General features: G+C 59.2%; 23 protein-coding genes. 13 read left to right on the top strand and 10 right to left on the bottom strand.

Annotated elements, in window-relative coordinates; genetic code table 11:
* The first annotated feature begins 756 nt into the window (after window positions 1-756).
* Entirely contained in the window at window positions 757-1,209 is a 453-nt protein-coding gene (locus ACVW0R_RS11895) for an AbrB family transcriptional regulator (protein WP_011431008.1), read from the top strand.
* A 136-nt stretch (window positions 1,210-1,345) separates the two neighbouring features.
* Entirely contained in the window at window positions 1,346-2,746 is a 1,401-nt protein-coding gene (locus tag ACVW0R_RS11900) for a 1-acyl-sn-glycerol-3-phosphate acyltransferase (protein ID WP_011431009.1), read from the top strand.
* A gap of 321 nt (window positions 2,747-3,067) precedes the next feature.
* On the opposite strand, the gene ACVW0R_RS11905 is transcribed toward ACVW0R_RS11900, so the two are convergent.
* Both ACVW0R_RS11905 and ACVW0R_RS11910 read right to left on the bottom strand, forming a co-directional pair.
* Window positions 3,068-3,493, bottom strand: a complete 426-nt coding sequence (locus tag ACVW0R_RS11905) for an NfeD family protein (RefSeq protein WP_011431010.1) — start codon at window positions 3,491-3,493, stop codon at window positions 3,068-3,070.
* An 83-nt stretch (window positions 3,494-3,576) separates the two neighbouring features.
* Window positions 3,577-3,816, bottom strand: coding sequence for a hypothetical protein (locus ACVW0R_RS11910; RefSeq protein ID WP_011431011.1), 240 nt, complete (start codon window positions 3,814-3,816; stop codon window positions 3,577-3,579).
* A 142-nt stretch (window positions 3,817-3,958) separates the two neighbouring features.
* On the opposite strand from ACVW0R_RS11910, the gene ACVW0R_RS11915 reads away from it, so the two are divergent.
* A complete protein-coding gene (locus ACVW0R_RS11915) occupies window positions 3,959-4,147 on the top strand; it encodes a hypothetical protein (RefSeq protein WP_011431012.1) in 189 nt (62 codons plus the stop codon).
* Here the strand turns inward: ACVW0R_RS11915 and ACVW0R_RS11920 are convergent.
* The 3 genes from ACVW0R_RS11920 to ACVW0R_RS11930 form a co-directional block, all read right to left on the bottom strand.
* Window positions 4,129-5,199: an SAM-dependent methyltransferase gene (locus ACVW0R_RS11920; protein ID WP_457502103.1), complete on the bottom strand. Its 1,071-nt coding sequence runs from the start codon at window positions 5,197-5,199 to the stop codon at window positions 4,129-4,131. The genes ACVW0R_RS11915 and ACVW0R_RS11920 overlap by 19 nt on opposite strands.
* Window positions 5,196-5,798 (bottom strand): 3-isopropylmalate dehydratase small subunit, encoded by a 603-nt coding sequence (gene leuD / locus ACVW0R_RS11925; protein WP_457502104.1) that lies wholly within the window; start codon window positions 5,796-5,798, stop codon window positions 5,196-5,198. Before leuD ends, ACVW0R_RS11920 begins: the two co-directional genes overlap by 4 nt.
* A 138-nt stretch (window positions 5,799-5,936) precedes the next feature.
* On the bottom strand, window positions 5,937-6,263 hold the full coding sequence (locus ACVW0R_RS11930) for a phasin family protein (protein ID WP_011431016.1): 327 nt from the start codon (window positions 6,261-6,263) through the stop codon (window positions 5,937-5,939).
* Between the two features lie 41 nt (window positions 6,264-6,304).
* Here ACVW0R_RS11930 and ACVW0R_RS11935 point away from each other — a divergent pair, with 41 nt between their 5' ends.
* The 6 genes from ACVW0R_RS11935 to ACVW0R_RS11960 all read left to right on the top strand — a co-directional run bounded on the left by ACVW0R_RS11935 (window position 6,305) and on the right by ACVW0R_RS11960 (window position 11,571).
* Window positions 6,305-6,652: a hypothetical protein gene (locus ACVW0R_RS11935; RefSeq protein ID WP_011431017.1), complete on the top strand. Its 348-nt coding sequence runs from the start codon at window positions 6,305-6,307 to the stop codon at window positions 6,650-6,652.
* On the top strand, window positions 6,649-6,807 hold the full coding sequence (locus tag ACVW0R_RS11940; RefSeq protein WP_011431018.1) for an urease accessory protein UreE: 159 nt from the start codon (window positions 6,649-6,651) through the stop codon (window positions 6,805-6,807). Before ACVW0R_RS11935 ends, ACVW0R_RS11940 begins: the two co-directional genes overlap by 4 nt.
* 393 nt (window positions 6,808-7,200) lie before the next feature.
* Entirely contained in the window at window positions 7,201-9,042 is a 1,842-nt protein-coding gene (pyk, locus tag ACVW0R_RS11945) for a pyruvate kinase (protein ID WP_011431019.1), read from the top strand.
* Window positions 9,043-9,339: 297 nt separating this feature from the next.
* Window positions 9,340-9,876, top strand: coding sequence for a VWA domain-containing protein (locus tag ACVW0R_RS11950; protein ID WP_011431021.1), 537 nt, complete (start codon window positions 9,340-9,342; stop codon window positions 9,874-9,876).
* Window positions 9,877-10,573: 697 nt separating this feature from the next.
* On the top strand, window positions 10,574-10,789 hold the full coding sequence (locus ACVW0R_RS11955) for a phosphatase PAP2 family protein (protein WP_414390416.1): 216 nt from the start codon (window positions 10,574-10,576) through the stop codon (window positions 10,787-10,789).
* 152 nt (window positions 10,790-10,941) lie between these two features.
* A complete protein-coding gene (locus ACVW0R_RS11960) occupies window positions 10,942-11,571 on the top strand; it encodes a biotin transporter BioY (protein ID WP_457502105.1) in 630 nt (209 codons plus the stop codon).
* Window positions 11,572-12,343: 772 nt separating this feature from the next.
* Here ACVW0R_RS11960 and ACVW0R_RS11965 read toward each other — a convergent pair.
* Complete coding sequence (locus ACVW0R_RS11965; protein ID WP_011431023.1) at window positions 12,344-12,520, bottom strand: AI-2E family transporter; 177 nt, start codon at window positions 12,518-12,520, stop codon at window positions 12,344-12,346.
* 434 nt (window positions 12,521-12,954) lie between these two features.
* Complete coding sequence (locus ACVW0R_RS11970) at window positions 12,955-14,061, bottom strand: dockerin type I domain-containing protein (protein ID WP_457502106.1); 1,107 nt, start codon at window positions 14,059-14,061, stop codon at window positions 12,955-12,957.
* A gap of 187 nt (window positions 14,062-14,248) precedes the next feature.
* On the opposite strand from ACVW0R_RS11970, the gene ACVW0R_RS11975 reads away from it, so the two are divergent.
* Window positions 14,249-14,611 (top strand): hypothetical protein, encoded by a 363-nt coding sequence (locus ACVW0R_RS11975; RefSeq protein ID WP_011431025.1) that lies wholly within the window; start codon window positions 14,249-14,251, stop codon window positions 14,609-14,611.
* Window positions 14,612-14,635: 24 nt separating this feature from the next.
* The gene (gene rpmB, locus ACVW0R_RS11980) at window positions 14,636-14,872 is read left to right on the top strand and encodes a 50S ribosomal protein L28 (RefSeq protein WP_011431026.1); all 237 of its coding nucleotides are present in this window, start codon (window positions 14,636-14,638) and stop codon (window positions 14,870-14,872) included.
* Between the two features lie 73 nt (window positions 14,873-14,945).
* Here rpmB and ACVW0R_RS11985 read toward each other — a convergent pair whose 3' ends face one another.
* Complete coding sequence (locus ACVW0R_RS11985) at window positions 14,946-15,674, bottom strand: pentapeptide repeat-containing protein (protein ID WP_457502107.1); 729 nt, start codon at window positions 15,672-15,674, stop codon at window positions 14,946-14,948.
* Between the two features lie 218 nt (window positions 15,675-15,892).
* Here ACVW0R_RS11985 and gshB point away from each other — a divergent pair, with 218 nt between their 5' ends.
* Complete coding sequence (gene gshB / locus ACVW0R_RS11990) at window positions 15,893-16,840, top strand: glutathione synthase (RefSeq protein ID WP_011431028.1); 948 nt, start codon at window positions 15,893-15,895, stop codon at window positions 16,838-16,840.
* A gap of 397 nt (window positions 16,841-17,237) precedes the next feature.
* On the opposite strand, the gene ACVW0R_RS11995 is transcribed toward gshB, so the two are convergent.
* Together ACVW0R_RS11995 and ACVW0R_RS12000 are read right to left on the bottom strand one after the other, a co-directional pair.
* Entirely contained in the window at window positions 17,238-19,322 is a 2,085-nt protein-coding gene (locus ACVW0R_RS11995; RefSeq protein ID WP_099812903.1) for a CHASE2 domain-containing protein, read from the bottom strand.
* Window positions 19,323-19,427: 105 nt separating this feature from the next.
* A complete protein-coding gene (locus ACVW0R_RS12000; protein WP_457502108.1) occupies window positions 19,428-21,566 on the bottom strand; it encodes a polyribonucleotide nucleotidyltransferase in 2,139 nt (712 codons plus the stop codon).
* A 151-nt stretch (window positions 21,567-21,717) separates the two neighbouring features.
* Here ACVW0R_RS12000 and ACVW0R_RS12005 point away from each other — a divergent pair, with 151 nt between their 5' ends.
* Entirely contained in the window at window positions 21,718-22,143 is a 426-nt protein-coding gene (locus ACVW0R_RS12005) for an arylamine N-acetyltransferase family protein (protein ID WP_011431031.1), read from the top strand.
* The last annotated feature ends 91 nt before the right edge of the window (window positions 22,144-22,234 follow it).

Here is a 22,234-nt window from a genome sequence, read left to right on the forward strand (position 1 = left end):
TTTTACATACCTAGCCATACCAAGCAGCCATACTGAACATACTGGGCATTATTTTCAGTATAGTCCAGCATATCATTGACTAGAGTCATGCTCCCATTTCGCTCCAGCCCTTACTGCCATCGGCCAGTCTTGAAATGGCTGCTAGCGGCCTGCGTCGCCCGCGCCCGTCGAACGGCGAAAAAAAAACGCCCGTGGCGTCGCCGGCTCCCGCCGAGAAGCCCGAAATCCCTTACCGGCCCTGTAGGTGATGGCATTGGGCCGCAGGCTTGCTTTGGCTATCTTTCCGACCCGTTGTGCAAAACAACTCCAGCCCCTTTTGCTGAAGTTCGGAGAAGCTGTCTTGGGGGTTTAGGGCGGCAGAGGGGTGGGAATCGGAGGAACAGATCTAGTCTGGTTGGCGCGACTTTATCATCGCCAATCCTGGCCTGGCCCACTTCTCTTCCCCCGATTCTGCGGATCCCTCTGGCCTCTCTGCCGAAGCACCCAGCGCGCCGAAGAGCCATACCGATTCTCTAGCCTTTGGCGCCATCAAAACAAAAGCTGCAGCCCCCCTCCGCGCTTGAGTCCCTGCTCCCCCCTCACCTTTTACCACGGCAAGAACACCGATTGAACGCCTATTGAGGAGAGCCTTTCTCCTTTAGAGAACCACTTCAAGTAGTAGGAGAAAAATGTGGCCTCGAAAAGAGTCCCCAACTTTTGGTTGCAGAAGTACGCCAGGAGGTTATGATCCTGGAGAGGACTGTAGGGCATTAGAAAATGTTGGACATACCACCACAACCTTTAACCGGAAAGGCTCTCCTGCAGAAGGTAGAAGCGTTGAGCCATCTTCCGCGCCGCGAGACGGCAAAGCGCTGTGGCTACGTAACCATGACCAAGACCAACAAGCTCCGCGTCAACTTAAATGAGTTTTATGATGCGGTGCTGGCGGCAAAAGGTCTGAGCCTCAGTCCAACTGCCAAGCGTGACAGGCGCGGTCGCGAGCCAACCTTTCGCGTGAGCGTTCACAAGAATGGTCAGATCATCATCGGGTCCGCTTACACCGAAAAAATGAATCTCAAGCCCGGCGATGAGTTTGAGATTCAGTTGGGCTATAAGCACATTCACCTCAAGCAAGTGCTCAACGGTCAGGTGATGGAGGACTCAACCTCGAACGAAGAAGCTGCCCCCAAAAAGACGCGGAGCCGCAGGAAAAAAACAACAGGAGCTTGAACCTCTTCTGGAGTTGGGCAAGGGAATCCAGTTGAGAAACTGTCACTGCAGGGCTTTCTCTCTTCCAAACCCTCCTTAAGATGGGATCCGAAGCTTGGGTTTATTGACTTCGCCAACCCTAGATCTGAAGATCCCTATGTACCAGACTGTTCAACCTCCTCTCAAGTTTCTGCCGCCGCGATTGACGCCTTGGGTAGTTCGTTTGGCGCAAGCGGGTTTGCCCTTGTGGTTGCGCTGGGCCAAGGGGATCCCGCGCGTTGAGGTGGAGGGGGGCGAGCGTTTGGCCCAGCTTTATCAGCAATTTGAGGCAGGCAAGATTCGCCTGTTGGTAGCCTTTCGCCACCCCACCCTCGACGATCCCCCCTGCTTGATGTACCTGTTTTCCCATCTTCTGCCTCAGGTAGCTCGACAACAGGGGATCCGCCTGCGGCAGCGTCCCCATGTTTTGTTTGTCTACGACCGCGGCCTGCCCCTATGGCTGGGCTTCATTGGCCGCTGGGGGCTTCCCCGGCTGGGCGGGATCCCGATTTTGCGGGGCCGTCTGGATCGGGCAGGGCTGAAGAGCTCTCGCGAGCAGTTTGTGTCAGGCCCGTACCCCCTGGCGGTGGCTCCCGAAGGGACAATCAACGGCATGAGTGGGCTGCTCAACCCGCTGGAGCCGGGGGTGGCCCAAATGAGTTTCTGGGCGGTGGAGGATCTGCACAAGGCGGGGCGCCCGGAGGAGGTGCTGATCTTGCCGGTGGGCCTCCGCTACTCCTACTTGAGGGATCCCAGCCTGGCGCTGGACAGGTTGCTCCGCCGCATGGAGGCGGATTGCAAGCTCCCGGCCACGCGCTCGGCCCATGTCGGCAAAGGGTTTTTGATGGCCCGCCTGCTCCGCCTGGCCGAGCATCTGATTCAGGTGATGGAGCGTTTTTACGAGCGCTTCTACGCCCCAGCTTTGCCCGACGCGGCGCGGGTCAGCCTGAAAGGGGGAGGGGATCTGTTGGCACGTCTGCAAAGCCTATCGGATCTGGCCCTGCGCGTGGCCGAGCAGCACTTTGGCCTGCAGCCCCAGGGAGACTTGATCGAGCGGCGGCATCGCATCGAACAGGCAGGCTGGGCCTGGATCTACCGGGAAGATATCCCTGATATTGCGGCGCTTTCGGCTGTGGAGAAGGGGTTGGCCAATCGCGTCGCCTCTGAGGCCAGCTTCCACCTCTGGCACATGCGCCTGGTGGAGACCCTGATGGTGTTTGCCGTGCGTCCCCTGCCGGAGCAACCCAGTTTGGAGGAACTGGCCGAAACCGCCCTGCGGCTGTGGAACCTGTTGGCCTGGATCAAAGGCAAAAACGCCGTCGGCGCTGCCCCCCCCAGGTTGGGGCCGCGGCTGGCCCGTTTCAGCATCGGCGATCCCCTCTCGGTTTCGGAGCGCTGGCCCGCCTACCAGGCCAACCGCCGGCAAGCCGTACAAGCTCTAACCCAGGATTTGCAGGCGGAGATGGAGCGGCTGCTGCAAGGGATCCCGCGCTCCCCTGCGAGCGTGGCCGTCGGCTGAGATCTGGGTTGGCTGGCCTTGTCGAGGGGAGCGGGAAGGCCTGGGCCGAAACCGATACCGGCCTGTTGTTGGGAATTGTTGCGCCGCCTGTAGGGAAGGCCTCCCCAGCGTTCAGCCAGAAACCGCGGGAGCCCCGCCCTCTATCCCCCCACCGCCAACGGCATCTTCTACTTAGAACCTGCTAGACCTGTTGGGATGGGTAGCCGAGTACGGTGGACTGAGGGCGAGCTTCTTGTTCGCCTTCGCAGAGATTCCCCGACTCCTCAGGTGTTTCTTCAAAAGAGCCTGTCCAGTGAGTCGCAGCCAAGCCTCTGATCCCCCTCAAGACTTGAGCATCTGCATCGGCATCACGATCAGGGTATTGCCTTGGCGATCGACCACGTAGAGCTCTTGCCCAGGCTGGATCTCCAGGTCGGGGACGCTGCACTTGGCATTCCAGGTGGAGCCGAGATAGGAGACCCGACCCCGCTTGCCCGGCGGAATGGCCGTAACTGCCCGCGCTTCTCGCGATTCCTTCAGGAGATCTTCCAGCTGAGTTGAAGTAGAGGGCAGCAGACGCCGGCTGAGAACGATCAACCCAAGGGAGAGCACAATCCAGGCCGAGAACTGGGCCCAAACTGGCCACCCCCAATAGGCCAAAAGAGCAGCCCCTAGGGCAGCCACACCCGCCGGCCCGGCCACCAACTCCGGCAAAAACAGCTCGGCAGCAATGAGAACCAAGCCGAAGACAACCCAGGGCCAAACCATACAACCCAGGCATTCGACCCCATTTAATTAGTATGGCTCAAAGCACCTGGATTCTGCACTGGGATTTGTTGCCGAGCTGTTAGCTAGCCGCCCAGGCGGTAGTTCTCCAAAAACTGCAGGGGATCCACCTCTGCTTGGGGGGGATCCTTGGGTAGGTTCCTGGATTCGGCGATCCGCATCAGCGTCTCCCAGTCGGTGTTCATGACGAAGGCCACTGCTTGACGAGCCGCCTCTCGGTGGGGGCAGGCGTCGCCCAAGACACAGCCATCTCGGCAAAGAGTGGCGCAGTCGTGCTCAGTGCTCTTGAGAGTTGGGCCAGCCATGAGGTCGTTTTCTCCTAGGCTTTTACATTTTCTTCAGAATACCTGACCTGAAGAGAATCTTGCGCCTGCCGGGGATCGGAATGGGCGCAGATAGCCTGGATGAAGTGAGAAGACCGGTTAAGCCCAGAGGAGCAGTGGTTTTATGGAGTTTTCCCAACTGCAGGTGCTGGTGGAGCAAGCCCTGGAAGATAAGAAGTTAACCCGCAGCGAGGTGGATCAAATCATCGCCGCCATCCGGGCCGATGGCAAAATCTCCCCGGAAGAGATGAGCTTGCTGGAGTCCATTCGCGAGAAGGTGCTGCGCCGGGAAATTCAGGTGGTGGAAGAGTGAGGGGCCGGGATCCCTTTTTGCAGGTAGAGGGTAATTTCGCTGCGGTTGTGAAACAGGTGGCGCGCCCTCACCACCGGGAAGGCGCTGCCCAAGATGTCTAGGGTCTGGCGGAGCACCCGCAGGCGATGCTGGTGGGGGAGCTTTAGGGTCATCACGGCTGCCCCCTGCGGCTCCAGATGAGGGGCAAAAGCCGCCATCAGATGGGCAGAGGCACGGCCATCCATGCGCATGTCGTTGAGGATGAGGTGAAACTGACCTGGACAGCGGGCCAGATAGGCTTGGGCGCTGAGGCGATGGTGACAAATGCCGGCATCGTGGCGGAGGCGCTCGTCCAGCTCCGCCGGATCCACAGCCGTCACCTGCTGGCCATGCAGGCGCAAAATGCGCAACCAGCCCCCCGGCGCCGCCCCCAGATCCAAGGCCCGTCCCCCTGGTTGCAAAGGGACGCGAAACACCTGGATGGCCTCCAGCAGCTTAAACTCCGCTCGGCTGATCTGGTCGGGATCGCGGCGAAAGCGGTGGACGCCGCCGGCCCAGGTGGAGAGGTTTTGCGCCGCCAGCGACAGGCCCAGCCAAGCCCGGAGCCCTGTCGAGCTGGCCAGGAGCACCACCGAGATCACCTGCTGGGGATCCTTGACCTGCAGAGGGGATCCCACCGTCGCCATCACCTGTTCGGCCAGGGCTGCGTTAACCTGGAAGGGCTTGACGTTGAGCTTGCCAAACCGGCGCGTCTGTACCGAAAAGCTGAGGGCAGGGTCGATGGCCGCCAAGAGGTTTTGATCGAGGCGCAGCAGGGAGATCTCGTCGAGCTGTCGCTCTTGGTGGATGGGGCAGATGTGGCGCAAAAAAATGGGCGGGTTAGCCTGCCAGGCCTGGGCAAGGTCGGCAAACGAGCGCTGGCTGCACACCCGCACTAGGCCAGGTGCCTCCGGCAAAGGCTGAAAGACGGCCTCGGGATCCGCTGCCGCAATTTCCCGCCTCGCCAGATCCAGAAAATCGGGGTCGGCGCTGCCCAGCCACAGGTGAGTAGTGGGGGGAAGAAACCTGCTCACCTGACCCGCTGCCATCGCAAATAGGGCAAGGAAGCAGCTACCTCTTGAATCCGCTCCCGGGCGGCCAGCAATTGTCCGGTGGCATCCCACGTCCCCTGCACCAGCATCTGCCAGGCCCCCTGTGGGATCTCGACAGCAGCGGTTCTATCCTCCCAGCACACCTGTTTCTTGAGCACATCCAGCGTCAACCGGAGCTGTGGATTCTCGGCCACCGCCCCTTGCAGGGTTTGGATCACGCTGGCGGGCGCCGTGACGCAGGGGATCCCCAAGGCCAGGCAGTTGCCGAAAAAGATCTCGGCAAAGCTTTCGCCGACGAGGGCGCGGATCCCCCACTTGGCCAGGGCTTGGGGGGCGTGCTCCCGGCTGGAGCCACAGCCAAAGTTGGCGTTGACCAGCAAGATCTCTGCCCCCTGGTACTGAGGCAGGTCAAAGGGATGCTGGCCGGGATTCTGGGCCCGGTCGTCGGCAAATACATGCTGGCCCAAGCCCTCAAAGGTAACGCACTTCAAGAAACGGGCCGGGATAATCCGGTCAGTGTCGATGTCGTTGCCCACCAGCGGGATCCCGCGGCCCGTGATGGTCAAAACTTCGCTTGGCATGGGAATTGCAGTGACCTTCTGGACTCAAAAGCTGGGAATTGGCTTCAGAGTTTTGCAGGGTATAGCCTGGGATCCCTTGCCCAACTCTGCTTGGCCGAGGGGGCAAGCCAAGCGCCAGAAACGAACCATCCAGCTCGGCTAGCGGCGGTAAACTTGGTTTTCCAGGTTGCGCACCTGCCGCTCCAGCCGATCCAGCCGCCCGCGCAGCTCGTCCATTTCCGATTGGCGAGGAACACCCAAATCCTGCAGGACGTTGCGCACCTGCCGCTGCACGTAAGACTCCAGGTTGCTCTGCTCGGATTTCACCTGGTTGAGCAGGTTGTTGATGACGTTGGAGGCCTCTTCTGGCTTGAGCTGACCTTTCTGCACCAGCTCGTCAGCAGCCTTTTTCAACTGCTCCGCGAGCAGAGCGGTGGTGCCCACGCCCATTAGTAAGAGCTGACGTAAGATACTGTTATTGTCCAACGCTGCCCTCCAGAGAATGCTTGCCGAAGGTACGGGCTTCTATGACTACCTATTCTCCTCAGTTTGCCCTCAACTTCGCAACCGGGTCGGCCAGCTTCCCGCTTTCGGCAGAGGGGGCGCGGGAGTGGCACAGGGCTTTGCAAACCCTTGTGGAGCGGCTCAAAGTGGGGGCAAGCGGCCCCCAACGCCAGCCCCAGGCGCCGATTGAGTTTCACCATGCCGCCCCAAACTTGTACCTGGAGATGTTCTGCAATCCCAATATCTGGCCCGGCCCCCACGCCGCCAAGGTGTTAGTAATGTTGAAAACAGGGGCATTGCGCCTTTCTATTGAAGTGGAGTTCTCCCGCCTGCAAGAAGACCTCAGCCAATATCTGGAGTCTCTGAGATGAGCGAAGGCCGACACGCTTTGGGCGAGGAGCCGGCGGTTATTGCAGTAACGGAGCTGCTGGTTGAGCCGCCAGGTGGGATCCCTGGCCAGATGGAGACCGTTTCTCTCACTTGGCACGATCGCCAGCACTCTCGGCAGCGGCTGGTGAGCGACTGAGGCAGGGAAATCCAGTTGATGCTGCCACCCATCTCCACGAGGAGGATCTGCTCTCCGCGGATGCGCAGCGACACATTCCAGTCGAGGCCCAAGATGGCATTTTCTGCCTAGAAGCGGTAAAAAAGGCTGGAAAAAGCAGGTAAGTGTGAGCTGTTTAGAACCCCAGAGGGTTGGCTCATCAACGCCGACGCCCATGCGGCGACGAATACGAAGTAACGGCAACCTTTGGACTTTGTCTGTGGAAAGTCAGCAGAGGCGCTTTGACAACGCCTTTAAGAGTCTGTTTCCGGGCTGCTTCCACTTAAGGCCGGAAGTGTCAAAACGGGTTATCGTATCAAGGGGATCCCTGTGTGGGGAAACAATCTGGGCTGCTCTCCCTTGGTAAAGATTGCCATGCATTCGAGCGAGTCTTTTCGACGCACCAAAATTGTTGCCACTATCGGCCCTGCCAGCTCCAACCCCGCCATCCTAAGGGAAATGATCCTGCAAGGGGCAACCACCCTTCGCCTCAACTTCTCCCATGGGGATCACGACCTGCACCGCCGCAACATCCGCCTCATCCGCCAAACCGCTATGGACCTCGGCATCCAGGTCGCCATTTTGCAAGACCTGCAGGGGCCCAAAATTCGCCTCGGCAAGTTCGCCGAAGGCTCGATCACCCTTAGGAGCGGGGATCCCTTCGTGTTGACCAGCAAGCCCATTTTGGGATCCCAGGAGCGCAGTTGGGTCACCTACGACAAGCTAGCCCAAGAGGTGCCGGAAGGGGCGACGATCCTCCTCGACGACGGTCGGGTGGAGATGCGGGTGGAGGCGGTGGATCCCGAGGCGGGGGAGCTCTTCTGCCGCACCATTGTCGGCGGCACCCTCTCCGACAACAAGGGGGTGAACTTCCCCGGCGTGCGCCTCAGCATCCGCGCCGTTACCGAAAAAGACAAAGAAGACCTCTACTTCGGCCTCAACCAAGGGGTGGACTGGGTGGCCCTCAGCTTTGTGCGGGATCCCTCGGATGTGCTGGAGCTGCGGGAACTGATGGCCGCTGTCGGCAAGCGGGTTCCTATCATTGTCAAGATCGAAAAACACGAGGCCATCCAACAACTGCCCCAGATCCTGGCCCTCAGCGACGGGGTAATGGTGGCGCGGGGAGATCTGGGCGTAGAGCTGCCGGCGGAAGAGGTGCCGATTTTGCAGAAGCGGATCATTGCCATGGCCAACTGCCTGGGGATCCCGGTGATCACCGCTACCCAAATGCTGGACAGCATGGCCCACAGCCCTCGTCCCACTCGGGCCGAGATCTCGGATGTGGCCAATGCTATTTTGGACGGCACCGATGCCGTCATGCTCTCCAACGAGACGGCGGTAGGCAAATATCCCGTCGAGGCGGTGGCGACCATGGCCCGCATTGCTGTGCGCATCGAACGGGATTACTTCAGCCCGATCTATGTCGATCGCCGCCAACACCTGCGCACCCTCACCCTGCAGGAGCTGAGTCAAAATAACGGCAGCCCCGGTGGCAATGGCTCGCCCCGGCCCAAAACCCTGGTCACCGACTCAATCAGCCGCGCCGTAGGGGAGATTGCCCAGGAGTTGGATGCGGTGGCGGTGATGACCCTGACCAAAACCGGGGCTACGGCTCGCAATGTCTCCCGGTTTCGCCCGCGCACCCCGATCTTGGCTGTAACTCCTCATGTAGAGGTGGCGCGGCAACTGCAGTTGGTGTGGGGGGTACGGCCCTTGTTGGTCATGGATTTGCCTACCACCCGCCAGACCTTTCAGGCCGCCATCAACGTGGCTCAGGAAGAAGGCTTGCTTAAGGATGGCGACTTGGTGGTGCTCAGCGCCGGCACTTTGCCAGGCGTATCCGGCTCCACCGATCTGATTAAGGTAGAGGTAGTCAAGGCAGTGGTGGCCAAAGGCAGAGGGTTTGGCAAAGGCACTGTCAGCGGCCCGGCCCGCATCCTCAGATCTAGCCTCGATGCCAGCAAGATCACTGCCGGCGACATCCTGGTTGCTCGCGCTACCGATGCCAACTATGTGGAGGCGATCAAACAGGCGGCCGGGGTGATCACCGAAGAAGATGGGGCCTCCTCCCATGCGGCGGTGATCGGTCTGCGGTTAGGGGTGCCGGTGCTGGTGGGAGTTAAGGATGCTACGCGCCTCATCCGCGACGGCGCCATCGTCACCCTAGACCCAGAAAAAGGCACGGTGACCTCAGGAGCAGATGGGCTGGGCTTTTAGAGGGTTTTGCGGTCATTTCAGACAAGTTTGAGACCGTCTCCCAGTTCCTCTCTCCCCGGGAAAGGGAAGGCAGGGATCCGCGCAATGAGCGGTTTCACTGCCGTTTGACGCTTCAAGATACTCTCTCAGGGCTCTGCGCCGACAAGGATTTATCAAAGCCCATCAAGCTGATAACCTTTGCAAATAGTTGCACAGAATCCTTCACAAACGGGTCGCTGGCAGAAGTCCCAAGTTAGATTTCCTACAGGAGGCCGGTGACCATAGCAGAGGGCAGAGCCAGGGTTTGCCACCCTCACTTTGGTTCAGTTTGACTCGCAGGATCCCTACGAAGTTATCCACCGTTTCAAGCCCATCGCCGAAGTTCCCGAGCTAACCCGCGAGACCTATGTGCCGCGGGCCTCTACCCCTTTGCTAGATGCCATGGGTCGCGGCATCACCGACTTGGAAAGCGGCCTCAGCCAACTCGCTGAAGCAGATCGCCCTGCGAGGGTGGTTATGGTGGTGGTAACCGATGGCCAAGAGAACGCCAGCCGCGAGTTCCGCAAAGAGCAAGTCGAGAAGATGATCAAAGAAAAAACAGAGAAAGACGGCTGGCAGTTTGTTTTCTTGAGCGCCGATCTGGCTGCCATCCGCGATGCCAAGGCCGTCGGCGTCGCTCCCGTCGCCTCCCTGTTGTACCAGAAGTCCGGCTTGGGCAGCAAATTAGCCTGGGCTTCCCTTGCGATGCGCCTCTCCGACTACCGCTCAGCTCGTCTTCACAGTTTGATGTTCCTCGAAGAAGATCGCCAGCATCCCGACGACCCGAACAAGAAGAAGAAGAATAACAAGAGCTGATCCCTTACCGGTGCAACTTGCCGAGATCCTGGCCACGCTCCAACCCCCCGTATACGGGGGCAGGGGGGCGGGGCTCCTGCGGTTTCTAGCTGAAAGGGATCCTCACCTTCAAAGCTTCCCGCATCTGGGTTGAGACGAACCCACCCCAGAAGGTGGTTGTCGACGGAGAAGTGGTGGGCACAGCCCCCGTCCAGATCGAGGTGCATCGCGCCGCCTGTGCGGAAACCCAACTCCGCCGAAAAGCTCGCCATCTTCTGGGTGAGACGGGTTTCGCCGAGCCTGACCCTGCTGAGCGCAACCGTGGGCCTGGGCGGGATCCTCGGCTCGGCTCTGGTCCTCTGGGGACTGACTCTGGCTTTGCAAGGACTGGCGCCCTCCAGTCAAGCCATCGATGCATGGATTTTGCAATGGCTGCAGCGGGCCAGCCCTTGGCTGGATCCCTTGGCTTGGGTGGGGTGGGGGTTAGGGCATCCGATTGGGCTGGTGGGTTTGACCGCCTGGGGATGGGTTTTGCTCTGGCGCAGCCAACAAAGACGGACGGCTTGGGGACTGTTGGTTGCAGCCTTAGGAGCTGCCGTGATCGCCGGGATCCTGCAGCCTACCTTTTCTCGCCCCCGCCCAGATCTTTGGGATCCCATCCTGTCGGAGTGGACAGGTCATCGCAGCAACGGTAATCTACGGCCTTTTGGGCTATCTGGTGGCAAGCTATTATCCTGCTCAGCGGCGCTGGTTCGCTGGAGGAGTGCTGGGGATCCTATTCTTCATCGGTTTCAGCCGGGCCGACTGGGGGTTGAATTGGCCCAGCGATCTGCTGGCGGGGTATAGCCTGGGGGCTTTGTGGTTCATCTTTTGCCTCACCCTTCTGCGGATTCAGTGGATGCGCCAGACAAATGGCCGCGGCCAAGCAAGGTAGTGCATAGGTACAGAATCCTCCGGTTGCGATATACTACCCAGATAAGGCCCTTTGCCGGTTAGTTGCAGCCTCTGGCCAAAAGCTTTTGGGATGGGTCAGGGGATCTCGGAAAAGAGCTGTTATCTCTTGTATCTCAGCGCCCCAAATATCCTATGACTGCTACTTTTGTTCACACACCTTTGGCGCAAACCCTTCTGACCCGTCCTTCCTGGGTTCGGGATTCCATGCTGGTGTTGGGGGGAAGTTTGTTGGTAGCGGCCCTGGCGCAGGTGCGGATCCCTTTGCCCTTTACGCCAGTACCCATCACCGGACAAACCTTCGGCGTGATGCTGGTGGGGGCAGGCTTTGGGTCGAGGTTGGGCTTTCTCGCCTTGCTGCTGTACCTGCTGGAGGGGCTTTTGGGGTTGCCCTTCTTCAACGGCGGCGGCTCCGGGCTCAGCCACCTAACCGGACCGACAGGGGGCTACTTGCTGGCCTTTCCCCTGGCCGCAGGGCTGATGGGCTGGTTTGTGGAGCGCTGGGGGGTGGATCGCAGCCCTTGGAAGATGGCCGCGTCCATCCTCTCCTGCTCGGTTTTGATCTACGTCTTGGGAGCCACCTGGCTGGGGGTGTGGCTGAACGAGAATGTCGGCCCCACTTCCGTCTTGGCCGTGCTCACCAAAGGCGTGTTCCCCTTTATCCCCGGCGATCTGCTGAAGTGTGTGCTAGCAGCAGCCCTGCTGCCCACCACTTGGCGCTGGCTGGGGGGGGAGACAGCGGATCCCAAGTCGTCCTCAAGCTAGGGCTTGCCCAACAGCAGCCCGATCGGTGTAGGGCCAGCCTCCCGAAAATCTAAAAAAAAAATGATATCTGCCGCAGTTTGGCCTTTTTTCTGAGATTCTAGTGACTGTGATCAAAACGGTGTTTAAAGCAACAGATTCAATGGAGCGCTTCCCTATATTGCTCTAGAGTTTTATAAGTCGCTGAGCGACAAGCCCCTTTATGGGGCTTTTTTTATCGGCTTTATAAAAAAGGTGGGATAGGGCTGACCCTGACTTGCTATAGCCAATTTGGCTGAGGGTGGAACGCTGTTAGAGATAAGATGGCATGGAGCAGACTCCAAGAGGCAACTCCACGAGCCACAGCCCAGACTTAGGAGAGAGTTGTAGGGTATGTTAAGGAAGGGGACAGCCCGACAATAGCCGCATAGATTTACGAAGTCAGTCGTTAACGGTTTATCGCTGGCTGAGCCGAGAAAACCTAAGACCAAGAGTTTTCAAGACACGGAAGTAAAAGATGGACTGCCCTAAAAGAACATGTGGAGCAGTAGATCAGAGGATAGAGCCAAGCTGTTCAACCCAGTGCTACAGCCTAATTAAGGGGTACAGTAGCAACACTTAGCAAGCCAACCCTATCAAAAGCCAGAAACTGGATCACCGTTTCCTGGGTGGCCTGGCCGTAGCGCTGGTAAAACAGCTCCTGATCCCCGGTGGTGTAGAGGAAAACCTGAAGGGCAATCTGGAAGCGGAGATCACCGTTTTGGATGCCCTTTTACTCAAGTAAGTTGATCAACACTCACGTCACCGGAATGGCCAAGAACACCGCCAACAAGCCGGCCACAGTACCGCTCACAAACAAAGAGAAAAACATGATCACAGGGTTGATATTGACGGATCCCTGCATCACGCGAAGCAGGAGTAAGCTCTCTTCTACTTGTTGTAGGGAGATACAAATTACTGGATAGAGAGCCATACGCTCTGTGATAAGACAATATGAGCAATTAGGCTAGTCCCAATAGTGGCTCCAGTACCTGGAATTAAATCAAATAAACCTGTAATCATCGATGAGGTTAGAGCTGAAGGGATCCGAAGTACTAAAAACACTGGAAAAGCTGAAATAGCGAAGAAAAACGACAACACGGCTCAACCCCAGAAAAATCCCAAAAATTCCGCCGCACACTTTCAGTAATTCGAGCTTTCCACTCCTCTGGGAACGGCTTTAGAAATAAGCTCCACAGTCGCTTTCCATCCAGCAGGATAACAATTTAAAAACAGGTTTACTAAACCGAAGACCAAGCTGCGCAAAGTCAACACGTCAGGGCCCAGTAGGCCTGTCGAAAAGGCTTCGGGCAAGCTTCTGAGCAACAAAATCCCCGCGGCCTAGCCAGCGCAAGTTAGCCTGGGCATTTAGTTGGGGATCTCGATCGTGACATTGGCCAACTGCACATCGTCATAGTCCACCCAAGCCCCACCGTCCTGGCCGATTGTGTCAGTCCCCAGCGGCACAAAGATATCCAGGGATCCACCCAAAAGAGGGATACTGATCCGGGATCCGCCGGCGATCCTGCCAGGCTGGATCACCGTTTTGCCAGTGCGCAAGGTAACCGTATTCAGCCCCAGGCGCAGATGCTCTAGTGGCAGAGGGATGCGCAGGTCGTCTCCCCCCAAGTGGATTTGCTCCACCTCCACTCCGTTTAAAAGCACTCGCATGGGAGACATATTGGCGCCGGGAATGCGGGACTGGCCGGCCCGATAGGCAGCGGCAGTATCCAACCCAATCAGGGATCCAAGCCGCAAAACCGGTGGGCGAGGCGGCAGGCGGTCTAGGCTGAAGGAGCGGGTCATCTCCACCCCTTGGGCAGGCGCCAGAAATTGCCCGGCAGCCGCCGACTTTGGAGAATATTGGTTATCGCCCAGGCGGATGACATTGGCCTCCAGCACCAGCGTGGCGTTGGGATCCCAGCGCTCCAACTGCAACTGCCAAGGCCGATCCCCGCCGGTCTGTCCGTTGCCTGTGCTCTGGGAATAGGGCAAATAGTTCTCCAGCCACGCCACCAAAATTTCTTCTGCCGGCAGCGGCCCCGGCAGGCGAAACCGCCCTTGGGCATCGGTGCGCACCGAAATCCCTGCCCCCGGAATGGCCACCTCCACCCCGGCCAAAGGCTGCCCTGTCAGGCGATCCACCACCTGCCCAGAGTAGGCCGAGTCCAACTGCACCTGGCCGGTGGGTGCATCTGTGGCCGCCTGAATGCGCTGCTGCAACACCTGCCAATCGGCTTCTGTAATCCGCCCATCCTGATCGACATCGGCAGCCCGGATCTGGTCGTCGGTCAACTCCCGTTCTCCCCGCAAATAGGCCCCCAACAGGTTGAGATCCTGCACCGTCAAACGACCATCCCCATCCAGATCGCCTGCTTGAAAGGGCTGCGCTTGGGCAGAAGACAGGTCTATCCAACCCAGAGCCAGGGATCCCAGCAACAAGAGAGAACGGGCTAAACAGGAGACCCTAGACATCACAACTCTCCTGGGGAAAGAGCCGAAAGGCACTCTTTATGTCCTTATGTTTTAACGCAATTACTCCCCCACAGCAGGGTTGGCCGAGCCGGTGCGAAGTACTCTTAAACGCAATTTTGCTCGCCCGCCTTTGGCTGCAGGAGCCGAAAACTTGGTGGTAGGATAACCGTGGTGACTTGCTTCTCCTATGGCTCGATACTCCTGCGTTACCCAGCTCATGGGCTCAGCCGAGCAGTTAAGCGAAGCGATTCGCGCTGTCTTGGAGCGTTGCCAGCTTACTGTCCTACACAACAGCCCTGACTACTGGGTGGCCGGCGAGCCGCCTGGAAAAAATCCCTACGCCAAACTGGTGACGGTAGAGGTGTTTGTGGATCGCACCCGCCAAGCCGCTGACGGATCTGTACAGGTCACCTGCATCGCCAAAAACGAAGAGCTGCCCCTGAGAAGCGTCAACCATTGCCAACAAACCTTTGACCAATTGAGGACAGAGCTAGCCCAGTTGCAAGCTCAGCTGCAGCTTGCTGCTCGACAAAAAGAGGCCATAGAATAGCGAAGCTGAGTTCCCTTGGATCTCATGGCACGTCGCTGCCAACTGACCAACAAAAAACGCAACAACGCTTTCGCCATCTCCCACTCCCACCGGCGTACCAAGCGTCTGCAGGAGGTTAACCTGCAGTGGAAACGCATCTGGTGGGAGGAGGGCAAGCGGTTTGTTCGTTTGCGCCTTTCCACCAAGGCACTGAAAACCCTCAAGGCCAAAGGGATAGGGGCCATGGCCCGCGAAGCTGGAATCGACCTCAACCAATTTTGAGGGATCATCCGCTGCCTTGACCTCTTGAAAACCGATCTGCTGGGGCTGGCGCAAGAGTGGCCCTGGCTACAGTTCACAGCAATCCAAACAGTTTGCGTGACTTGGGCTGGAGCCCCGCCAGCAGAGTGTTGAGGGTGTCCCGCTGAGTAAGCTCGTTGGTGCCGCTCGCGCGTTCGATCAAGAACTTGCGCATTTCGTCCGAGAGCTTGGCGTCGGTAAAGTCGGCGCCGACAAAGCTGGCCCCTTCAATTTGGGCCTCTTGGAGGTTGGCCCCCACCAGGAGGGCTTGGTCAAAGTTGGCATTCTGCAACTGGCAACTGGATAGGATGGCCTGGGAGAGGTTGCAGCGAAAGAGGTTGGCTTGGCGAAAGTCGGCGGCAAAAAAGTTGCCTTCCGTTAGGTTGGCAGCCACCAAGCTGGCCTCGCGAAAGATGGAATGGCTGAAGTGTCCCCCCTGAAAGCTGCTTTTGTCCAGCTTGGCAGCGGTGAAGTTGCTGTAGTCTCCCAGGGCTTGACTGAAGCTGGATCCCCGGAGATCGGAGGCAGCGAAGTTGGCCCGCTCCAGCTCGGCACGGCGAAAGTTGCATAACCGCAGATCTGCCTGCTGCATACTGAGCGAGCGCAGGTTGGCCCGCGTCAAGTTGGCCTTGGGCATCTGGATGCGGTCGAGCAGGCCCCGCGAGAGGTAGGCGCCTTCGAGGTTGGCACCCAGCAGGGAGCGCCCTTCTCGCAGGGCTGCTAGCAAGTCCCGCGTGGTTTCAATGCGAACCGGCTCGGAGGGTTGGGGAGAAGGAACACTCACAGACAGACCATTCCTCACAGGCGAGCCAGAAACCTGGTCAACCTGGCCGAAACACTGAGGTCTAACAGGGATCTCATCTAACTAAGCTAACGTTTGCTTCGCTGGTCAGGGTTAAGGGGATGTTAAAGACGGCTCTGCATCGGTTTAACTTCCTGCCCGGAGCAATCCGCTCCAATTTGTTGCATACTCAGGGCAGCTTTTCGTTGCTCAAACCATTCATGCAGGTAGCTTTCATTGTCGATCCGTTGTCTCAGTTGCAGGTGGGCCACGACACCAGCGTTGCCCTAATGGAGGCGCTGCAGAAACGAGGCCACCGCATTTTTTGCCTTGGATTGGCCGACCTCTACTGGGATCAAGGGGAAACCTGGGGATCCGTTGAGGAGATTGTGTTGGATCTAGGAGCGGATCCCTGGTACGAAGTCAAAGAACGGCGTTTGTTGCCCTTGAGCCAGATGCAAGCCGTATGGATGCGCAAGGATCCGCCGGTGGACGCGGCCTATCTCTACGCCACCTACCTTCTGGATCATCTCTCCCCCCGCCGCACCCTAGTGCTCAACCATCCTGCCGGGATCCGCTCCGCCAACGAAAAGCTCTATGCTTTGCGGTTTAAAGAGTGGATCCCGCGTACCTGCGTCAGCAGCAGCAAGGCCTTGCTCCGCCAATTCGTCGAGCAGGTGGGGCAGGCGGTGCTCAAGCCCCTGGGCGGCAAGGGTGGGGAAGGGATCCTGCGGGTCAATGCCGGCGATCCAAACCTCAATTCCTTGATCGAGCTGAGCACTCAGTTTGGCCGGCTGCCCGTGATGGTGCAAGAGTATTTGCCGCAGGCAGCAGCGGGAGATAAGCGCATTTTGCTGCTGGAGGGCGAGCCTTTGGGCGCCGTCAATCGCATCCCTGGGGAGGGGGATTTCCGTGGCAATGTGGCCGCTGGGGGTCGGGTGGAGAAAACCGAGATTGCTGAAAAAGAACGGGCCCTCTGCGCGGCTTTGGCGCCAGTGCTGCGGCAGGAGAAACTCTATTTTGTTGGAATTGATGTCATCGGGGAACGGCTGACAGAGATTAACGTCACCAGCCCAACTATGCTGCGGGAGATCTGCCAGTTAGAAGGGGTTGATCTGGCCGATCAAGTGGCCCAGTGGCTGGAGAAGAAAGTGCCCATCAAAGCGTAAACTGCCCCACGCCCTCTTCCGAGGAATCTGGGCATTATCCAACAGATACCCTCTCCAGTCACTTTCCCCCTTTGAGCTCCCTCGCAAGAGCATCGATGCTACAGCCTGTTAAAAATAGGGTACAGGTATTCAAGAGGCAGGAGAGGAGGGGATGCCAACCCATTCTTTGGATTGACGGCAAAGAGTTGTGACAGCTTATCAGGCAGGTAAGACCTCTATCCGCTTCCGAAGTGGGTTTGCTGAGTGTTGCTACTGTACCTCTTGATTCTTTAGCAGGCTGTACCTCAAGCTCTGGGGGAAGTTACGCCTGGGGTCTGCCGGGGCTGGGCGACCAGCTAGGTAGGAGTCGCTGAAGCACAGACAAAAGTTCCCTTTTGCCCGCTGTTGTCTAAGTCTTTTAGAGCGGCATCTCCCAGTGCAGCTCGACGTAGGTATGGCCTTCCGGAGTGTGGGTGCGATGCCAGGAGCCCTTGGGCAGGTAGCGGGCAATGGTATTCATGGCTTTGCTGCCATAGCCGCCACCGGGGCTGGGGGCGTATTCTACGCCGTCATTGATGACCGACAAGCAGCAGTGGCGCTCCTTTTGCACCAAGGACACCTTGACGAAGGAGGCGTTGCCCTTGGGAGGTTGCACATGGGCGATGACATTGCCGATGGCCTCTCGCAAAAAGCGCAAGATGTCCTCCCGTTGGTCGAACCACTCGCCGGTATTGGGCTCCTCCAGAGGTTGTAGGTGGCGCTCCACAGGCAAGGTCAGGCTGCCCGTCCGAATCAGCTCGTCCAGATAGGTGTCGATGCCCCGGTGCAAGCCCTCCCGCAAGCTGGGGGAAATGCGCAGCTTGGTGGCCAGGGTGCGCACATCGTTAAGCTGCTCGCGAATGCCTCGCCCGATCCTTTCCAGTTGTTCCAGCAGACGATCGTAAATGGCAGGATCGGGATCCTTACCCTGCTGCTGTTGCCATTGCAAGCTCTCCAGCTCGTCCATCACCACCTTCAGCTCCTGCAGCTCGCGATCGTGAATGTCGGTGGCAATCCGGTAGAGCAGCTTGCGGGCTTGGTCGATAGCAGCCTCTTGTTCGGCCCGGCGCAGGCGCTCCAGTTCCTGTTGCTGGGCCAAGAGCCGCTCCTGGTTCTCCAAGATTACCAAGGTCAGAAGCAGGCTCACCCCCGTTAGACCGACGGCCAAAGCCGGCAAGGTCAGCGGCCAAATCCAACGCCACAGCAAAAATTGGGTCACGGCCCACCCTTCATAAGCAACCAGCCCCACCACTGGCCAGAGGAGAGAGCGCTGTTGTTTCCAGTCCCAGCAATTCCGTCGCGGGGAGGGGCGATAGAGCACCCAGATCAGGCCCGTTCCCGCCCCCAGCAGGAAGACAACTCCCGCCGCTAGCCCTGCCGGCAGGGATCGGTACACCTCTCCGGTGAGCAGGCTCGAGAGGATTTGCGCCTGCAGCTCGACTGCCGCAATCTGGGATCCATCCGCCGTCCGCACCGGGAAGGTCTCCGGGTAGCCGCCCACAAAGCCGACCAGGACAATTTTGTCTCGCAGTTGGTCGGCAACTTTGGGGTCGAGGGGCGGGATCCCTTCTTGGCCGCGGCAGGCTTGGCCGGGGCTGAGCGTCGGGGAGCCGGATCCCGTCTGGGAGATCAGCGGCGGACAGACCCGTTCGATGGGGATGATGGGGATGCTGTGCTGAGAGCCAAGGGGATTGAACTGAAACGGCTGTAAGCCCCGCTTGCGAAACCAGCGGCTAGCCTTCTCCGGGTCGTACTTGGCAAAAGCCAGAGCCTCCACCGAGGCGAACATCTGCTCCTCCTGGCTGTCGCGGCGTAGGTAGAGCCCCCGCAACTGGGCCTGGCGTAGGATCCCGGTTCTGTCGACTCGGTGTTGCACCACCCCCTGAACATGCTCTGGCGGCACCAAATACTCAAGGCGCAAGGACGAAAAAGGCAAGAAGTGGTTGTAGATGTTGATCTCGGAGCGTCCAAAGCTCTCGCTGCTGCGGGTGGCCAAAACCAAGCGATCCGGGTAGCGCTGCACCACCTGACGCAGGGGAGCATCTAGGTTCTCGTTGCCCAGATTCTGCGGCACCACAAAGCTGCTGGGCAGGTTCAGCACCACCACCCTGGCTTCGGCCTCTTCCAGAAGGCGCAAGGTCAGGCCGGCGTAGTTAGCCCGTTCCAAGAGAAAGTCAACATTATGCTGGCCATCACCACTTTCTCCCTGCCCATCAATGCGGCCATCGATGCCGAGGATCACCACCTCCGGGGAAGGTTGCTGAGGGCCGCGCCAAGCATAGAGCCATTCCTGGGCGTCGCTCTCCAGCCGCAGCAACAAAGGGTGCTGGGCAGAAAGGTTGAGCAAGGTGGCCCACCCCAGGCCCCAAGCCAAGGCCCAGCCCAGTCGCCGCCGGGAGGGAGACAGTCGCCTCTGAGGGCCACGCTCTTGGCCAGCAAGAAGGGGAGAAGCGAGATTCGGCATGTTGAGGCCAACAGGTTGAAGAGCGCCTCCTCTGCCATCTTGGCCGCTGACAACGGCTGGCGAGGGGATCCCTGCCCACCCAGTTGCTGGGGAAAAACCGCAGCTTCAGGGGTGATGGTTGCGCGCCCGCGCCGCCTCCTCAGGACTAATGCCGAGACGGGTGAGGTTAACGCGGCCCTTGTGGTCGATGCTGCGCACCTTGACCACCACCTCATCTGCTACGGCAATTTCATCCTCCACCCTGCTGACGCGGTACTCCGCCAGTTGCGAGATGTGGATCATGCCCTCTTTGCCCGGCAAGAACTCCACAAAGGCGCCGATAGGAATGATGCGGGTCACCTTGCCCAGGTACACCTGCCCCTCTTCCACCCGCCGCACCAGGTTTTCGATCATCGCCCGAGCCGCTTCTGCCTGGCCGCCCACCGAGGAGGACACGGTGATCGTGCCATCGTCGCTGATGTCCACCTTGGCTCCTGTCGCTTCGGTGATGCTGCGCACCATCTTGCCGCCAGGGCCGATGATCTTGCCGATATCTTCCGGATCCACCTTGAACGTGAGCAGACGAGGGGCTGTTTTGGCCAACTGGGGCCGAGGCGCCGGGAGAACCTCCAGCATTTTGTCAAGGATGTAGTCCCGCCCGGCCTTGGCCTGCAGGAGGGCTTTCTCCACCACATCCACGGTGATGCCGGTAATTTTCATGTCCATCTGCAAAGCGGTGATCCCGGCCCGCGTGCCGGCCACCTTGAAGTCCATATCCCCCAAAAAGTCCTCGATGCCCTGGATGTCGGTGAGGATGCGCACCTCGTCCCCTTCCTTAATTAAGCCCATGGCTACGCCGCTGACCGGCGCTTTGATCGGCACCCCGGCATCCATCAAAGACAGGGTAGAGCCACAGACTGAGGCCATCGAGGTGGAGCCATTGGAGGAGAGCACCTCTGAGACCACCCGCACCACGTAGGGAAACTCCTCCTCCTTGGGCAGCACCGGCACCAAGGCCCGCTCCGCCAGCGCCCCATGGCCGATCTCCCGCCGTCCCGGCGAGCGCGAGGGCCGCACTTCTCCCACGGAAAAGCCGGGGAAGTTATAGTGGTGCATGTAACGCTTCTCGTCCACTGGGTGCAGATCGTCCAGCTCCTGGGCATCACCAGGGGTGCCGAGGGTGGTGATGGAAAGGACTTGGGTGAGGCCGCGGTTGAACAGAGCGCTGCCGTGTACCCGTGGGATCAAGCCCACCCGACAAGAGACTGGTCGCACCTCGTCCAGCTTGCGCCCATCCACCCGCACCCCCTCCTGCAAGATCTGCTGGCGCATCAGCTTCTTGGTCAAAGCCTTGAACTGGTTGTCCAATTCCTTGGGATTTTCCAGCAGATACAGCCGCAAGGGATCCCCCTCTGGCCGTGCCTGGATCTGGGCCTCTAGCTTGGCCTTGATCGCCTCCAGTTGTTGCTCGCGGCTGGTCTTATCCAGGAACTGTCTGAGGACGGAGCGAATCTCCTCCTGGGCGTGTTCTGCCACAAAGGCAACCAGCTCCTCATTTTGAGGGGGCGGGGGCAGCTCCACAGGGGTGATGTTGAGATCGGCGAAAACTTGCTGTTGGGCCTTGAGCAGCTCTTGAACGGCCTCGAAACCAAACTCAATGGCCTCGACCACGTCCTTTTCCGGCAGTTGGTTGGCGCCGGCCTCCACCATGATTACGCCGTCGGCACAGCCAGCCACCACCAAATCCAGATCGCCGGCCTCGATCTCGGCATAGGTGGGGTTGATGATGAACTCATCTTTAACCAAGCCGACCCGCACCGCCGCCACCGGGCCGTTGAAGGGGATGCGAGCGCTGTGGATGGCCAGCGAGGCCCCCAAAATACACAACACATCGGGCGGCACCTTGTCGTCCACCGAGAGGGTGGTGGCCACGATTTGCACATCGTCCCGCAGCCATTCTGGGAACAAAGGCCGCAGGGGCCGGTCTATAAGACGAGAGATCAGGGTGGCCCGCTCCGGTGGCCGACCTTCCCGCCGCAAGTAGCCTCCTGGGATCCGCCCGGCAGCGTAGAGCCGCTCCTCATAGTCCACCAGCAAAGGCAAGAAATCGACACCGGCACGACCGGCTTGTCGCGTAGCCGTGACCAAGACCGAAGTTTCCCCAGAAGTCAACCAGACTCCGCAACCTGCCTGGGGAGCCATCAACCCAATATTGATGTCAATTTCCCGCCCGTAAAAGGAAATCGACCGAGTATATTCCGCCATGTAACGCTTCGCCTTCTTTTTTCTTGCCGCTATCGTAGCATTCTCTTTTTGCTTTGTTCTCTGGTGGGAGAGAGTTGGGGCGTCGCCAAAAACTGTTCTTCTGGCTCTGGCCGGGGAGCTGCAGCAAGGCTAGGGTAGGCCAGATGCTCGCTTGCCGCCAACCCAACCGCCTCCCGTGCTGATGCTAGAGCCGCTGACGCCTGCCCAAATCAGGGCCTACCTGGAGCGCATTGGCTACGTCGGCCCCACCCAGCTCACCCCGCAAACCCTGCGCCAGATCCACCTGGCCCACCTGCTGCGGGTGCCGTTTGAAAATCTGGATATTCACTGGGGTCGCCCCATTCGCCTGGAGCGGGATTTTTTGTTCCAAAAAATCGTCCGAGAGCGGCGGGGCGGCTTTTGCTTTGAGCTGAACAGCCTGCTGGCCGCTGCTCTGCAGGGGATGGGGTTTTCGGTCCATCTGCTCTCGGGACAGGTGAGCCGGGCCGTTCACGCTACTCGGACGGAGCCTGATGGCCACTTTGGCCCCGAATGCGACCATCTGGCCCTGCAGGTGAACTGCGGCAATGAGGCGTGACATCCTCTCCCGCTAAGCCCTGACGGGCCGTAGACGGGAGCTTCCGAGAATCACTTCCCGGAGTTGCTGCTTCAACGGACTGGTAAACCAG

The organism is Thermostichus sp. MS-CIW-15 (genome assembly GCF_054060575.1).

Bases quoted from the DNA above. Each gene is read 5' to 3' on its own strand.
- pyk (WP_011431019.1), top strand. From the start codon at position 7,201: ATGCATTCGAGCGAGTCTTTTCGACGCACCAAAATTGTTGCCACTATC.
- rpmB (WP_011431026.1), top strand. From the start codon at position 14,636: ATGGCACGTCGCTGCCAACTGACCAACAAAAAACGCAACAACGCTTTC.
- ACVW0R_RS11935 (WP_011431017.1), top strand. From the start codon at position 6,305: ATGACTACCTATTCTCCTCAGTTTGCCCTCAACTTCGCAACCGGGTCG.
- ACVW0R_RS11905 (WP_011431010.1), bottom strand. From the start codon at position 3,493: ATGGTTTGGCCCTGGGTTGTCTTCGGCTTGGTTCTCATTGCTGCCGAG.
- leuD (WP_457502104.1), bottom strand. From the start codon at position 5,798: ATGCCAAGCGAAGTTTTGACCATCACGGGCCGCGGGATCCCGCTGGTG.
- ACVW0R_RS11895 (WP_011431008.1), top strand. From the start codon at position 757: ATGTTGGACATACCACCACAACCTTTAACCGGAAAGGCTCTCCTGCAG.
- gshB (WP_011431028.1), top strand. From the start codon at position 15,893: ATGCAGGTAGCTTTCATTGTCGATCCGTTGTCTCAGTTGCAGGTGGGC.
- ACVW0R_RS11915 (WP_011431012.1), top strand. From the start codon at position 3,959: ATGGAGTTTTCCCAACTGCAGGTGCTGGTGGAGCAAGCCCTGGAAGAT.
- ACVW0R_RS11900 (WP_011431009.1), top strand. From the start codon at position 1,346: ATGTACCAGACTGTTCAACCTCCTCTCAAGTTTCTGCCGCCGCGATTG.
- ACVW0R_RS11960 (WP_457502105.1), top strand. From the start codon at position 10,942: ATGACTGCTACTTTTGTTCACACACCTTTGGCGCAAACCCTTCTGACC.
- ACVW0R_RS11940 (WP_011431018.1), top strand. From the start codon at position 6,649: ATGAGCGAAGGCCGACACGCTTTGGGCGAGGAGCCGGCGGTTATTGCA.
- ACVW0R_RS12000 (WP_457502108.1), bottom strand. From the start codon at position 21,566: ATGGCGGAATATACTCGGTCGATTTCCTTTTACGGGCGGGAAATTGAC.
- ACVW0R_RS11965 (WP_011431023.1), bottom strand. From the start codon at position 12,520: ATGGCTCTCTATCCAGTAATTTGTATCTCCCTACAACAAGTAGAAGAG.
- ACVW0R_RS11975 (WP_011431025.1), top strand. From the start codon at position 14,249: ATGGCTCGATACTCCTGCGTTACCCAGCTCATGGGCTCAGCCGAGCAG.
- ACVW0R_RS11910 (WP_011431011.1), bottom strand. From the start codon at position 3,816: ATGGCTGGCCCAACTCTCAAGAGCACTGAGCACGACTGCGCCACTCTT.
- ACVW0R_RS11970 (WP_457502106.1), bottom strand. From the start codon at position 14,061: ATGTCTAGGGTCTCCTGTTTAGCCCGTTCTCTCTTGTTGCTGGGATCC.
- ACVW0R_RS11995 (WP_099812903.1), bottom strand. From the start codon at position 19,322: ATGCCGAATCTCGCTTCTCCCCTTCTTGCTGGCCAAGAGCGTGGCCCT.